This is a genomic window from Sporosarcina sp. D27, from assembly GCF_000586555.1.
GTDB lineage: Bacteria > Bacillota > Bacilli > Bacillales_A > Planococcaceae > Sporosarcina.
The window spans coordinates 108497-122736 of the sequence record NZ_AZUC01000063.1; the positions used below are offsets into that span (position 1 = coordinate 108497).

Annotated in this window: 18 protein-coding genes; 6 read left to right on the forward strand and 12 right to left on the reverse strand. The window is 40.9% G+C overall.

Annotation, left to right across the window (positions count from 1 at the left end):
* The first annotated feature begins 2 nt into the window (after positions 1-2).
* The 5 genes from N693_RS0117850 to N693_RS0117865 all read left to right on the forward strand — a co-directional run bounded on the left by N693_RS0117850 (position 3) and on the right by N693_RS0117865 (position 3253).
* Positions 3-1415 carry a cell wall metabolism sensor histidine kinase WalK gene (locus N693_RS0117850; RefSeq protein ID WP_025786219.1) on the forward strand — a complete coding sequence of 471 codons (1413 nt, stop codon included), beginning with the start codon at positions 3-5 and terminating at the stop codon, positions 1413-1415.
* Entirely contained in the window at positions 1412-1981 is a 570-nt protein-coding gene (locus tag N693_RS0117855) for an SCO family protein (RefSeq protein ID WP_025786221.1), read from the forward strand. Before N693_RS0117850 ends, N693_RS0117855 begins: the two co-directional genes overlap by 4 nt.
* 20 nt (positions 1982-2001) lie before the next feature.
* Entirely contained in the window at positions 2002-2301 is a 300-nt protein-coding gene (locus tag N693_RS20330) for a hypothetical protein (protein ID WP_156028962.1), read from the forward strand.
* 154 nt (positions 2302-2455) lie between these two features.
* Positions 2456-2776, forward strand: a complete 321-nt coding sequence (locus tag N693_RS0117860) for a general stress protein (protein WP_025786223.1) — start codon at positions 2456-2458, stop codon at positions 2774-2776.
* Positions 2777-2884: 108 nt separating this feature from the next.
* Positions 2885-3253, forward strand: a complete 369-nt coding sequence (locus N693_RS0117865; RefSeq protein WP_025786225.1) for a hypothetical protein — start codon at positions 2885-2887, stop codon at positions 3251-3253.
* A 64-nt stretch (positions 3254-3317) separates the two neighbouring features.
* Here the strand turns inward: N693_RS0117865 and rlmN are convergent, their stop codons facing one another.
* The 11 genes from rlmN to N693_RS0117920 all read right to left on the reverse strand — a co-directional run bounded on the left by rlmN (position 3318) and on the right by N693_RS0117920 (position 11808).
* On the reverse strand, positions 3318-4382 hold the full coding sequence (gene rlmN, locus N693_RS0117870; RefSeq protein ID WP_025786226.1) for a 23S rRNA (adenine(2503)-C(2))-methyltransferase RlmN: 1065 nt from the start codon (positions 4380-4382) through the stop codon (positions 3318-3320).
* 166 nt (positions 4383-4548) lie between these two features.
* A complete protein-coding gene (locus N693_RS0117875; protein WP_025786227.1) occupies positions 4549-4737 on the reverse strand; it encodes a hypothetical protein in 189 nt (62 codons plus the stop codon).
* Between the two features lie 3 nt (positions 4738-4740).
* Entirely contained in the window at positions 4741-5082 is a 342-nt protein-coding gene (locus tag N693_RS0117880) for a zinc ribbon domain-containing protein YjdM (protein ID WP_025786229.1), read from the reverse strand.
* Positions 5083-5168: 86 nt separating this feature from the next.
* Positions 5169-6239, reverse strand: a complete 1071-nt coding sequence (gene hisC, locus N693_RS0117885) for a histidinol-phosphate transaminase (RefSeq protein WP_025786231.1) — start codon at positions 6237-6239, stop codon at positions 5169-5171.
* Positions 6236-6865, reverse strand: a complete 630-nt coding sequence (hisIE, locus tag N693_RS0117890; RefSeq protein ID WP_025786233.1) for a bifunctional phosphoribosyl-AMP cyclohydrolase/phosphoribosyl-ATP diphosphatase HisIE — start codon at positions 6863-6865, stop codon at positions 6236-6238. The genes hisC and hisIE overlap by 4 nt, the downstream gene beginning before the upstream one ends.
* Positions 6855-7607, reverse strand: a complete 753-nt coding sequence (gene hisF, locus N693_RS0117895; protein WP_025786235.1) for an imidazole glycerol phosphate synthase subunit HisF — start codon at positions 7605-7607, stop codon at positions 6855-6857. Before hisF ends, hisIE begins: the two co-directional genes overlap by 11 nt.
* Positions 7607-8317 (reverse strand): 1-(5-phosphoribosyl)-5-[(5-phosphoribosylamino)methylideneamino]imidazole-4-carboxamide isomerase, encoded by a 711-nt coding sequence (gene hisA / locus N693_RS0117900; RefSeq protein ID WP_025786236.1) that lies wholly within the window; start codon positions 8315-8317, stop codon positions 7607-7609. The genes hisF and hisA overlap by 1 nt, the downstream gene beginning before the upstream one ends.
* Before the next feature lie 26 nt (positions 8318-8343).
* A complete protein-coding gene (gene hisB, locus N693_RS0117905; protein WP_025786238.1) occupies positions 8344-8925 on the reverse strand; it encodes an imidazoleglycerol-phosphate dehydratase HisB in 582 nt (193 codons plus the stop codon).
* Positions 8922-10199: a histidinol dehydrogenase gene (gene hisD / locus N693_RS0117910; RefSeq protein ID WP_025786240.1), complete on the reverse strand. Its 1278-nt coding sequence runs from the start codon at positions 10197-10199 to the stop codon at positions 8922-8924. Before hisD ends, hisB begins: the two co-directional genes overlap by 4 nt.
* Positions 10177-10821, reverse strand: coding sequence for an ATP phosphoribosyltransferase (hisG, locus tag N693_RS0117915; protein WP_037593663.1), 645 nt, complete (start codon positions 10819-10821; stop codon positions 10177-10179). Before hisG ends, hisD begins: the two co-directional genes overlap by 23 nt.
* 24 nt (positions 10822-10845) lie before the next feature.
* Complete coding sequence (locus N693_RS0117920) at positions 10846-11808, reverse strand: ATP phosphoribosyltransferase regulatory subunit (RefSeq protein ID WP_025786243.1); 963 nt, start codon at positions 11806-11808, stop codon at positions 10846-10848.
* Between the two features lie 97 nt (positions 11809-11905).
* Between N693_RS0117920 and N693_RS0117925 the strand changes: the two genes are divergently transcribed.
* Positions 11906-12706, forward strand: coding sequence for a histidinol-phosphatase HisJ family protein (locus N693_RS0117925; RefSeq protein ID WP_025786245.1), 801 nt, complete (start codon positions 11906-11908; stop codon positions 12704-12706).
* A gap of 240 nt (positions 12707-12946) precedes the next feature.
* Here N693_RS0117925 and N693_RS0117930 read toward each other — a convergent pair whose 3' ends face one another.
* Positions 12947-14161 carry an argininosuccinate synthase gene (locus N693_RS0117930; RefSeq protein WP_305809386.1) on the reverse strand — a complete coding sequence of 405 codons (1215 nt, stop codon included), beginning with the start codon at positions 14159-14161 and terminating at the stop codon, positions 12947-12949.
* Between the last annotated feature and the right edge of the window lie 79 nt (positions 14162-14240).

Genomic DNA, 14240 nt, shown 5'->3' on the forward strand with positions numbered 1-14240 from the left:
CAATGAAACTGACATTAAGTAAAAAAATCTTATCGTTATTTTTCTTAAGCCTTGCATTTACGATTTTGTTTTCTTTTTTCTTTATTCATTTTCTCTATTCAAAATTGTATTTGGAAAGCATTGAAGAGTCGATCGTCTATCAAGGTAAACGAACAGCTGCCCACTATCATTTCGGGGAACTGAGCGATGATATTATCGAAAAGATCCAATGGTATAACATCGTATCTGAATACGAAATCGTTGTCGTGGATCAGTTGGACGACTTATCTTCTTACTTTCCTTACCAAGTTAACTACGAAAATTTAGTGGACAGTTCAGACCGGAAATTACTTGAAAAAGGTTCATACGTTGTTAAAAAAGGATATGTGGAAGAATTCAATCGTGAAATTCTCGGGGCAATCTTCCCAATTCGAGGAAAAGATTCGTTGATTGGCTTTATTTACATCTACGTACCGTTAGCTGCAATCCAAGATGTGTTCAAAGAAAGTATTCCTTTACTGATAGCCGCAGGTTCAGGCTTTTTCTTAATTCTTTTCTTACTCATCAATCGTGTGTGGAGTTCCCTTTTCAGTCCCTTACGGAAATTAGAAGGACTGGCCGCCAACATTTCTCATGGTGACTATTCAGGCAGAGTAGAAACCGAGCGTTCGGATGAAATCGGACAGTTGGCACGCGCTTTCAATACAATGAGTTCGTCGCTCGAAGCACAAGAAGAACGTAAACGGGAATTCACAAGCAACCTTGCACACGAAATGCGAACACCACTCACCTACATTAGTGGGTATACGCATGCTTTAAAACAAATCACCGAGTCCGGAAGTCCAAATCAGGATTCAGAGAATTACTTGAACACCATTGAAAAAGAAACAGCACGACTTAGTAAATTGATCAATGATTTAACAGATCTAAACCACCTTCAAGAAGGTCTATTCACTGTCGAAGCCCAGCCAATCGTCGTTGCTCAAGTTTTAGTCGATACTGTGGAATTGTTCCGAATCCATTTAGCTGCTCGATCTATTCAACTTAAACTTGAGGTAGAAGAAGACTTGATCATCCTTGGTGATCCCGATCGAATTCAACAAGTTTTCTATAATACAATCGATAATGCGGTGAAGTATGTATCCGACGGTGGAATGATCCAGATTGGATTACATGAACATGGAAAAAACATTCGATATGAAGTCCAAAACGAAGGATTAACGATTTCAAAAGAAGACTTAAGTCGGATGGGAGAACGCTTCTTCCGCACTGACAAAGCAAGAACACGGACCACAGGTGGTACTGGACTTGGGCTGTCTATTGTCAAAGAAATCATTCGTCTGCATCACGGTACATTCAATATGGATAGTGACCCTTCGACAGGTACGACTGTTACGATTGATCTACCTTTGTTTACAGAGGAGGAGGCAACATGAATGCAACCCGATTCGTCCCTATTATGATTGTGGTTATTGTTTTACTATCTGCTTGTTCTTCCCCTAAAACTCCGGGAAGAGAAATCTCATCATTTACCTTTGTCGATCAGCAAGGTGAATCGTTCGGATTTAACCAATTGAAAGATACAGTTTGGATCGCGGATTTCATATTTACAAGTTGTGAAACAGTTTGTCCTCCAATGACATCTGAAATGGCAACATTGCAAAAAGAATTCAAGAAACATAACTTAGATGTACAATTCGTTTCATTCACAGTTGATCCAGAAGTTGATACTCCAGAAATATTAAAAGCATATGCCTCTCAGTACACAGATGATGAAAGCAATTGGCATTTTCTTACGGGCTATTCCGCTCAACAAATCACTACCTTTGCGAGAGAGAATTTCCAAACCATTATTCAAAAACCTGAAACATCTGATCAGGTCATCCATGGAACAAATTTCTACCTAATCGCAAAAGACGGTAAACTGGTCAGTGAATTTAATTATGTCGATGAAGATTATGTACATGATTTACTAAAAACAGTGAAAGACTATACGAAATAAGACGTTTTAGGAGGGGTTTTTTGGACTCAGAAGCAATTGCTACCTTGTCCTATAAAGTGCCACACAAGACAGTAGGTTGGATTGAGCAGACGGTAACTACAGCAATTTGCACACTATCGTTACATGAAAATAAAATTGTCTCTCAGCATAGTTCCTATCCGATCCATGCTGTGCATGATTGTTCCTATCGACCTTTCTCAGATGGAACTTGCTTGTTTTATCTTCATACAAATCAAGGCGTCCGGTCGTTCCATGTTAGTGTGGATCCCACCTTTTTCTTAAAGTCTTTCAGACGTCTACGAGGCGATCTATACCTTTAATTCATCTCTCCTCATTCGTTCTCTATTAAGTGTTTCCATCACGGATTTACAAATGGTTGTTTAACTTTCCATGAAAGATGGTATACAAACACTAGAGCGACAATGAAACAATTATTACTCTGTAGACGCAATTACTAATTGGAGGGATTCACAAATGGTTGAAAAATTTTATGTAGAAAACGCTGTACAAGCTAAGGCAAAAGTAGATGAACTTGAAGCGAAAGGTTACACTAATGACGAAATTTATGTTTTCGCACATGACAAGAAACGTGGAGATCATATTACAGACGCATTGGATACCGAAAAAGCTGGTATGAAAGAACAAGGCTTTCTCGATTCGATGAAAAATATGTTCACCTCTCGTGGAGATGAACTTCGCAGCAAGATGCACGGTGCTGGTCTTACTGAAGAAGACGCAGCTGCTGCAGAGAGCGAACTCGACAAAGGGAAACTTGTCGTTATTGCAAACAAATAAAAATTATTTAAATGCGCACAACCTCATTCGTTCACGAGGTTGTGCGCATTTTTTGTGCAGAGACATGCTATTTTCGGTATGATGGTGAATGGAAAGCAGGTGCTTTAGATGGAACGTCACTTAGGAAAAATTGGTTTATTTACTGGCTTAACCACGCTAGTACTCATGATCGTTGGGGTCCGCACAATTAGCGGAGTGGAATTGGGATGGAAAAACTATTTGGCTTTCTCAATATTCGGTTTGACAGTTGGCCTTATTGCATTATTGCTTTTGCATTATAAATTGCGCATCGCGTTTTGGTTCTTTATGATTGGAATGATTATTAGTTTTGAGGAATTTTTTCGCAGTATACTTACAATTGAAGGAGAACTTGGTCAATCAATTGGCATGCTTTCAGTCTATATCTTTTCCTCCTTCAGCCTTGGTGTAGGCTTAATAGTTCAATTCATTGTAATCCTAATAGGGAAGAATAAATAAAATAACAAAAAAGCAGAGTGGGAATATGTTTTCCCGTTCTGCTTTTTAGGTGTAGAATAAGTAATCAGATTGCTTTTTCTTTCTTAATTTGTTTACTACGTAACTGTCCACAAGCCGCATCAATATCGGTACCTTGTTCCATGCGCACGCCGCAAACAATCCCCCGCTTCCTAAGCGTCTCATAGAACTTCTTAATATTAGCAGGCTCACTCCTTGTATACTGATCGTGCTCATCTACAGGATTATAAGGAATCAAGTTAACGTATGACAAGTGACGTTTGTTGTACAGCAACTTCGCAAGTTGTTCTGCTTCAGCGACATGATCGTTAACATCATTCAACAAAATATATTCAAAAGTAATTCGACGATTTGTTGTTTCTAAGTAGTAATCAATAGCATCCATCAATTTTTCAATTGGATACGCTCGATTTATCTTCATAATGCGTGTACGAAGCTCGTTATTTGGAGCGTGCAACGATACTGCCAAGTTAACTTGGATGTTTTCGTTTGCAAAATCACGGATTTTCGGAGTCAGCCCACTCGTTGACACGGTAATGTGACGTGCACCGATCACCAAACCTTTTTGGTCATTGACAACTCGTAAGAAATTCATTAAGTTCTCATAGTTATCAAACGGTTCTCCAATTCCCATCACTACAATATGACTTACGCGGTCGTCATTACCTTTCGTATCCAAATGATGTTGCACATTCATAATTTGTTCCACAATCTCTCCAGATTCCAAATCACGGTTCTTTTTCAATAATCCACTTGCACAGAAACTGCATCCGATATTACAGCCAACTTGAGTGGTCACACAGACTGAATGTCCATATGGAAACTTCATCAAAACGGTTTCAATCAAATTCCCATCACGCATTTTGAAAAGGAACTTGATGGTACCATCTTCTGACTCTTGTTTCACTGTCTGTTCCAAAGATTGAATCACAAAGTTCTCTTCCAACAATTCCAAACAGTCACTATTGAGGTTCTTCATATCGGAAAATTGGGTAACTCGCTTTTTATACAACCAATCCCAAACCTGTACGGCACGATATTTCTTCTGCCCATTTTCTATTAGCCAATCCGTAAGTTGTTCAAATGTAAGACCATATATTAATTTTTTCATTAGACATCCTCATTTCAGATAATACATTTCATCCGTCCATTGTACAGGATTGTTTAATAAGACACAACAGCTATGTAAGATATTGGAGCTATGTAAGTTGAATATGAAGGGTATTAGGTCAACATATAAAGAAAAAAACAGCGCTCTACAGTAGAGTCGCTGTTAGTCACTTATTTTGGTTCACTTTCTTTTCGATATTTAGCTTCGCAACGAATGCCACAATATTTAGCAATGCAACGACTGCTAGCAAAATAGCGACGCCTGTATGACCATCTGCGTATCGATTCCACGCAAAGTAGCCGAGTAAGACTGCAAAAATGATATCTACTGTTTTAGAGTTAAATAGTTTCATCATCCCTTAACCCTTCTTCACAAATTCAGACTTGAGTTTCATCGCGCCGAATCCTGTAATTTTACAGTCAATGTTATGGTCTCCGTCTACAAGACGAATTCCTTTTACTTTCGTGCCTATTTTCAAAACAGATGAACTACCTTTTACTTTCAAGTCTTTGATGACGGTTACGGTATCTCCATCTTGAAGTGGATTTCCATTCGCATCTTTGACATCCAATTGTTCTGTTTGAAGTAGTTCTTCTCCCGCAGTCCACTCATACGCACACTCTGGACATACTAACTGTAATCCATCTTCATACGTATATGGTGATCCACATTGTGGACAATTTGGTAATTGTTCTGTCATCCTAATTCCCCCATTCTCTATCTGTCTCCACTATACCAAACAAAAGGAGTCTCGGGAGAACTATTTCAGACGGCAATGTGTCAATTTCAATCAGTCCACGCACTTACAAAGTCAAACAACTGTTGAAAGAACTTTCCCATTTCATCATCCGAACCTATTGTTACACGGAGCCATTCTTCTGTCTCTGGCTTGGAAAAATGACGGACAAGGATTTGTTTATCTTTTAAGCTTTTATGGAGTTGTTTAGCAGGAATACCTGGATGATGGACAAATAAGAAATTCGCAGTAGAAGGCAATACTTTGAACCCGACAGATTCGAACACTTTTCTCGATTGTTCACGTGTACGAATTATTGCCTGAACGGTCGTGTGAAAATAGTCCGAATCCTTAACAGAAGCAAAACCAGCTGCTAACGCTAACTGATCAATCGTGTAGGAATTGAACGAGTTTTTAATGCGATTCAGTGCATCAATCATCGTTGTGGAACCAATTGCATACCCGATTCGAAGTCCTGCTAACGAACGGGATTTTGACATTGTACGGGTTATCAGCAAGTTGTCGAAACGCTCGATTAAAGGAATCGCTGTTTTTCCGCCAAAATCGATATAAGCTTCATCTATAATCACGGTCCGTCCCTGATTTTCTCTAACAATCTTTTCAAGCGCTTCGAGCGATAATGCAATCCCTGTAGGTGCATTCGGATTCGGAAAGATTATTCCCCCTTCTGACTTGTAAAAAGCTTCTGCATTCAAACTAAAATCTTCCTTTAGAGGAATAGGTTCATATGGAATATCAAACAGTGCTGCGTATGTTGGATAAAATGAATACGTGATCGTAGGGAATCTAATCATTTTGCCAGGCGTAAAGAACGCCATGAACGTGAAAGCCAGTACTTCATCCGATCCATTTCCAATGAAAACCTGATCCGCAGACACGTCATGCAAGTCAGCAAGAGCGACTCGAAGCTTTTCTGGATCTGACTCCGGATATTTACGCAGATCCGATGTGAGTGCATGTTGCAATGCTTCAAACACCATTGGACTTGGCCGGTAAGGATTTTCATTGGTGTTCAACTTAATCCAACCTTCTCCATTCGCTTGTTCTCCTGGTGTATAAGGCTCAGTTCTTCGGACCATGTCGCTCCATAGCTCATTCACTGACTCCCCTCCTCCTCCATTCGTCGAGACTTCAAAACAGATTTTACATCTTCAATTGATAGTCCTAATTCTTCCATTAACACAAGAATGTGATAGGTCAAATCCGCAAGTTCGTTCGCCGTTTCGTTCAAGTCATTGTTCTTAGCTCCAATAACTACTTCTGTTGTTTCCTCTCCTACTTTTTTCAAGATTTTATCGATTCCTTCGCGGAAGAGATAGGTTGTATACGCACCTTCTTTAGGGTTGCTTTTTCTATTCTGTATTTGCTTCGCAACTTGTTGAATGATGGTTCTTCTGTTTCGGATGTCCTCAGAATCTTCTCTAGAAAAACACGAGTCAGTTCCTAAATGACAAGCGGGCCCCTGTGCCTCAACTTGGACTAAAATCGTATCTTGATCGCAATCGAAATCCAGCTGTTTCACAAATTGTCGATTGCCAGATGTTGCTCCTTTGTTCCATAGCTCTTTTCGTGACCGACTATAAAACCAGGTTTCCCCCGAATCCATCGTCTTTTGAAGAGATTCTTCATTCATATAGCCAAGCATCAGGACTGCGCCAGTCTGAGCGTCTTGAATGATAGCGGGAACTAAGCCTTCACTGTCATAAGTGATATTTTTACCGTTCACTCGAAACACTCCTCGCCTCTTCTTTCAAATCAGATAGCGATACGATATCAAAGTGCAAGATGGATGCAACTAATGCTGATTGTGCCTGAGTTTGTTCAAACACATCACGGATGTGATCAGCACTGCCAGCTCCCCCGCTTGCAACCACTGGGATCAATACAGAATCTGCAACAAGCTTAGTAAGTTCAAGGTTATAGCCAGTTCTCATCCCGTCTTCATCGATGCAGTTTAGTACAATCTCTCCAGCACCCAGCTGAGCTCCTTTTTTCGCCCATTCGATTGCATCTATTCCCGTATCTTCCATACCTGCTTTAGCAAAAACGGTCCATTGACCAGATTCGGATTGACTGACGTCCATGGACAACATGATGCGGCTGGAACCATAACGGTCAGATGCTTCACGAAGTAAATCAGGATTCTTCAACGCTCCACTGTTAATAGATACTTTGTCCGCTCCTGCTTCAATTGCCAGTTCCACATCCGAAAGGGTTTGAATCCCACCGCCAACGATGAATGGAATTTCAATGCTTTCACCAATTTGGCGAATCAAGTCTAAAAACATGCCGCGTTGTTGAACAGATGCAGAGATATCGTAAAATACTAATTCATCCGCACCTTCTGCTTCATACTTCTTCGCAAGCTCTATTGGATCTGCAAGTTCTTTTACATCTTGAAACTTCTTTCCTTTCACAACACGTCGATTATCAATATCTAGGCATGCAATTATTTTTCGTTCCGTCATTATAGGACCTCCATCATTTTTTGGAATCGAGTTTCGTTTTCATAGATTGCTTTTCCGACAATGGCTCCATATAGGGATTCTTGCTGAAGTTTCTCAATATCTCCTACAGTTGTAACTCCACCTGAGGCGATGATATCCATTTTCGTTTCTTTTTGTAATTTTTGAAGTTCTTCAAAATTAGGTCCAGCGAGCATCCCATCTTTCGCGATGTCTGTATAGATAACAGTTTGTACGCCCACTTGCTCTAATTTTTTAACTAATGAAGAGACATCCGTCGTTGCGTCTTCTGTCCATCCGGCGATTGTCGGAATACCATTTTTAGCATCAATTGAAACAGCGATTTGTTTACCAAATCTAGTAATCGCTTGTTTCAGCATGGAAGGATTATTAATAGCAGAAGTCCCAAGAATGACACGTTCAACACCATTTGTTAAATAATCTTCAATGGCTTCAATGGATCGAATCCCACCACCGACTTGGACTGGTAGTTGTAAGGAGTTTACAAGCTCAATAATTGCATCACGGTTGATGGATTTACCTGTTTTCGCTCCATCTAGATCCACGACGTGGAGCCATGTTGCACCTTGCGTTTGCCACTGCTTACCAATTTCAAGCGGGGAATCATGATAGACCGTCTCCTTATTGAAATCCCCTTGCACTAACCGAACACATTTCCCATTTTGAATATCAATGGCTGGAAATAAAATCATTACCTCTCACTCCTTTCATCTATTCGTTACAAACTACCTTTTGTCGAAGGAATTCCTTGTCGGTCATTTTTTGCAACTGCAATACGGATCGCGCGACCGAATCCTTTGAAGATGGATTCTAAAATATGATGACTGTTTTTCCCATACTGTAAATTGATATGTAACGTCACACCTGCATGGCGGGTAAATGCAAGAAAGAACTCTTCAGCGAGTTCAGTATCGAACACACCTATCTTTTCTTTTAAGCCTGGCACATTGTAAACAAGAAACGAACGTCCGCTAATATCTAGAGATACTGTAGCTAAAGATTCATCCATGGGAACTGTTTCAGATGCATAGCGTTCAATGCTCTCTTTGGTCCCAAGTGCTTCTTTAAATGCTGTTCCTAGAGCAATTCCCACATCCTCCACACTATGGTGTTGGTCCGTTTCTAGATCCCCCTTACACGTAATTTGTAAATCTAGGCCACCGTGCATAGTCGCAAGAACGAGCATGTGATCGAGAAACCCAACTCCTGTATCGATGTCACTCTTTCCTGCCCCATCTAACGCTAACTTCATTCTGATGTCTGTTTCAGCGGTTTTCCGTTCAATTGTCGAAGTCCTCATTCTGATTCCTCCTGTATCCGAACTTGAATGGCTGTTGCATGGCCATTAAGTTGCTCGGTTTTTGCAAGTTCGATAATTGCATCAGAGACTTGTTCAAGCGCTTCCTTCTTATAGCGGATAATACTCGTCTTTTTCATGAAATCATAAACTCCTAGCGGCGATGAAAACTTTGCAGTGCCACTCGTCGGTAGCGTATGGTTCGGTCCTGCCATATAATCGCCAAGTGCTTCCGGCGAATACGCCCCGAGGAAAATGGCGCCAGCATGCTCGATGTCATCAAGTCTTTTTTCAGGGTTTATTGTCATGATTTCTAAATGCTCGGGTGCAAGGTCATTAATCATTTCAATTGCTTCTTCTTCAGATTCCACAACCGCAATCCAGCCATTTGATTGGATGGACTTTTTCGCAATTTCTTTTCGATCCATACGCTCCAATTGTCTCGAAACTTCTATAGAAAGCGATTCAGCATACTTTAAAGATGGCACCAGACAACAAGCCGATGCGTCTTCATCGTGCTCAGCCTGAGCAAGTAAATCTGCAGCTACAAACGATAAATCGGATTGTTCGTCTGCCCAAATGCACACTTCACTTGGACCCGCAATCATATCAATTGAGACATCACCAAACACGAGTTTCTTAGCACACGCCACATATGCATTTCCAGGACCTGTGATTTTGAGTACAGGTTGAATCGATTCGGTACCGTATGCTAAAGCGGCGATCGCTTGTGCACCCCCGACTTTGTAAATCTCGTCGACTCCACATAGGTCCGCGGCAACAAGAACTGCAGCATTAACGGATCCGTTGGCTTGTGGCGGTGTTGTGAGGACAAGCCGCTTCACACCTGCTATTTTTGCTGGGATTGCGTTCATCAACACGGTAGAAGGATAAGATGCTTTGCCACCAGGAATGTAAATACCTGCAGATGCGAGGGGACGTACTTGCTGACCAAGATAGACACCCGCTTCCGGTTCAATCCGCCAACTTTCTTCCTTTTGCTGTTCGTGAAAACATTGAATACGTCCTCTGGCGTCTTTTAATGCCTGAAGTAATGATATTGAAACCTCGTTATAGGCTTCCTTGATTTCTTGTTCAGAAACTCGAAGAGCTTGTAAAGTGACGCCATCAAAACGTTTCGTTAACATTAGTAGTTCAGCATCTTTGAACCGTTTAACCCGGTCAATAATGTTCCTAACCTCTTGCTCAATAGTCAAAGTAGTCTTCTGTCGTGCGATCCGTTGTTTTATCTGTTCACGTGTTGTGAGTATTTGCACGACGCCCTTCAACTCCTTTCTCCAACAACTCCATACAGCGCTTTACTTCAGTTGTTTTCGTTGCATAACTCGCTTTGTTTACGATGACACGTGTACTCACTTTAGCGATTTCCCGTAAAATCACCAATCCATTATCCCGAAGTGTGGAGCCTGTTTCGACGATATCCACGATGACCTCTGAAAGCCCAACAATCGGTGCAAGTTCAATCGAGCCGCTCAATCGGCTAATTTCTGTGCGAATACCGGCTTTATCGAAATAGGCTTTTGCGATCGAGGGATACTTGGTTGCAACAGTCAGCGATTTCGTGTCTGCTGGGAAACTATTAGGAAAACCAGCAACAACTAGCTGACAGTTCCCGAATTCTAAATCTTGTAACTCATAGACATCCCTACCGTCTTCCATAATCGTGTCCTTTCCAACAATTCCAATGTCGGCTGCTCCTTTTTCAACATACGTCGGTACATCCGATGCTTTCACAAAAAGCAATTGATAGTCTTCGTCTTTACTCGTAATGACTAATTTTCTTTCATCTAATAAGGTGTCTGGAAATACAATACCCCCTCCAGTTAAAAACTCTCTCGCTTTTTCTGCAATCCTTCCTTTCGCAACTGCTATTTTCATTGGCACCACCGCGTTTCACTCCCTTCATTCAATCCGTCTTGGCTCTGTTGTTTTAACGGTAAAAATTGCTTCCACGTCACATGCAAAACCGACCGCTGGTAACTGCGCTTTAAAGTTCTGACTCACCTCGTCATAACGACCTCCCATCAGTAGGGGTTTGCCGATTGTACTGCTAAATCCTTGGAACTGAATTCCTGAATAATAGTCCATTTCATTGACCATCCCGAGATCTACTGTTACGTGATTTCCATAACCGGATGCCACAACAAGTTCATATACCGCTTCAATATGTTGAATAATAGTAGAAAGTTGGTTGTTCAGAGGATGTTCACGAAAACGGTTAAAAACAGAAGTTGCTTCACCGTATGAGAAGATGGTTTCTAGCAGTAAATCCTTCGTTTGATTTTTAATGTTATGTTGTTGCAGAAAACTGGCAAGCTCACTCCTATTCTTCATTTGAATATAAGATTTCACTTGAAGTTGTTCATCTGTCGTCAATTGAAGAATCCGATTCAGTTCATGTAAAATTCCAGCATGCCCAAGTTCAATCTTAAAATCATGGAGTCCTAATTCTGTAAGTGCAAGACAAGCGAGTCCTATCACTTCTGCATCATTTTCTGCTGATTGGTTGCTGAATAATTCAATTCCCGCTTGCCTGCGCTCAGTTGGAATGGTGAGGTCATCTGATTGCCGGAAAACAGATTGCACATACCAACAACGAACCTCTTCGCTTAAATTTTCATACGTAGTTGCAATCTCACGCATAAGGGGTATGGTCACATCGGGTCTTAATACAAGAATGTCTCCGGTATGATCGATTAGCTTTAGAAGACTTTTACGATTTTGAATGGTTTGGAGTGATTCATAGGTTTCATATCTCTCGAGTACTGGCAAATTGACTTCCCGATATCCTCTTCCTGAAAAGGAGTTTCTAAAGACTTCTCGGATTTCAAACTCTTCCTCTGCTGATTGAAATATATTTCTCAAACTAGCACCCCTTTGCTTTATCGCTTTACTATGATGAAGTTATCTAGTACTATAAATAGACAATTAAGAAATGTCAACCAAAAGGAGTTTGATAGTGATGTTCGATTATCATATGCACACATCATTTTCAGCGGATTGCGAAGCACAACCCAAGGAAATGGTGCGCTCTGCCATTCAAAAAGGACTTACTGAAATTTGTTTCACAGATCATGTCGACTATGAGTATCCCGATAAAAATTTTATCTTCGATTTTAATCAAGAAACTTACAAAGAGGCAATTGCACAATTACAATACCTTTACGGAAGTGAGATTCAAGTGAAGCGCGGTGTGGAAATTGGAGTTCAGCCTCATATACTCGATAAGTACACAAACCTAATTCAAGAAGAGGAGTTCGACTTTGTTATTTGTTCGCTTCATACTGTTGAACAACAAGATTTACACTTTGGAGCTATTTTTGAGAATCGAACGATTGACGATTCATATGACGCCTACTATCATGAGTTGCTTCAATGCATTCGTAAGTTTGATGCCTACAGTGTTCTGGGCCATGTGGATCTCATAAAACGATACGCAAAAAAAGCACCTGAACAGGATTTTCATGAGTGCTTGAGAGAAATCTTTTCTGAAATTATTCCTCGAGGGAAAGGGATAGAGATTAATACGTCTGGTGTACGCTATAGGCTATCCACTGCTATGCCAAGCACGGATATCCTTGAACTATACAAAGCCTGTGGTGGTGAAATCTTAACAATCGGTTCCGATGCGCACAGGCCGACCGATGTTGGGTTCGACATTCGAAAGAGCTTGCAACTTGCTTCACATATCGGATTCCGCTTCATTGCGACATATGAAAAAGGAGAACCTCAATTCCATTCAATTGAACATTTGCTTCGTTAAACAGAAAAGGACCTTCCGCTGAAAGAAGGTCCTCAGACTGTAGACAAAAGGGTTGGAAATCGAAATGATTTCCAACCCCTTTGATTTTTGTTCGTATAAATCTGCAACTGGTCAAGAGCCGTTGATCTCCGTTCGCAGAGAAAATCAACTTTTCATAGTTAATTCTATTATAAAAGAAAAAGACTGTAGGCAATCCCCATGTTTACTGGAGTTTGGCTACAGTCTGAAAGGTCCTTTCTATTATGCTCTAGTCTTAACGAGTTGCTTGTTCACAGCTGCATGGACTTCTGTTGGGAGTCCCCAGAGTTTGATGAATCCTACTGCTGCCGCTTGGTCGAACTCGTCATCAGATGTATACGTTGCAAGTTTTTCATCATAAAGAGAGTTATCCGATTTACGGCCCTCTACAATGGCATGCCCTTTAAATAGTTTCACACGCACTGTTCCGTTGACGACTTGTTGTGAGTCTTTAATGAACGCTTCCAAGGCACTTCGTAGTGGAGAGAACCAAAGACCGTTATAAATGAGCTCACTTAACTTTTGAGAAACAATGGGTTTAAAGTGTGCTGTCTCTTTTACGAGAGTAATATCTTCGAGTTCCTTATGCGCTTTGATAAGCGTCATAGCGCCTGGACATTCATATACTTCACGTGATTTTATGCCAACGAGACGGTTTTCAACGTGGTCAATACGACCAACTCCATGTTTACCGGCAAGCTCGTTCAAGTGAAGGATGAGAGCTTCTAACTCAAATGCCTTACCATCTAAGCTCACTGGAACACCTTGTTTAAACGTAATTTCAACAATATCTGCTTGATCAGGCGCTTTTTCAATAGACGAAGTGAGTCCATATGCATCTTCAGGTGGTGCAGCCCACGGATCTTCTAGAATCCCACATTCATTACTACGTCCCCATAGGTTCTGGTCAATTGAATAAGGACTATCCAACACGATAGGAACTGGAATGTTGTGCTCTTTGGCATAAGCAATTTCTTCTTCACGCGACCAGCTCCACTCACGTACAGGCGCGATCACTTCTAATGTCGGATCCAATGCTTTGATGCCTACTTCAAAACGAACTTGGTCGTTTCCTTTACCTGTACAACCATGAGCTACGGCAACCGCATTTTCCTTATGTGCCACTTCGACAAGTTTTTTTGCAATAAGTGGACGAGATAACGCAGAAATAAGAGGATACTTTTCTTCATACAGCGTACGAGCTTGAAGAGCTAGCAGTGCATAATCTTTAGCAAATTCCGCTTTTGCATCTATGACATAGCTTTCGACAGCACCCACTTGGAGTGCCTTCTGTTGGATGAAATCTAGATCTTTTCCTTCTCCTACATCTAAACAACATGCAACGACTGCATATCCCTGTTCTGTTAACCACTGAACTGCAACTGATGTATCAAGTCCTCCTGAATATGCCAATACCACTTTTTTCTTTGTCATTATAAAAACTCCTCTCACAAGTAGTGTATCTTTATACATTCTAAAGTATATTTATAATAACATGTTGGCTAGTAAATGCAAG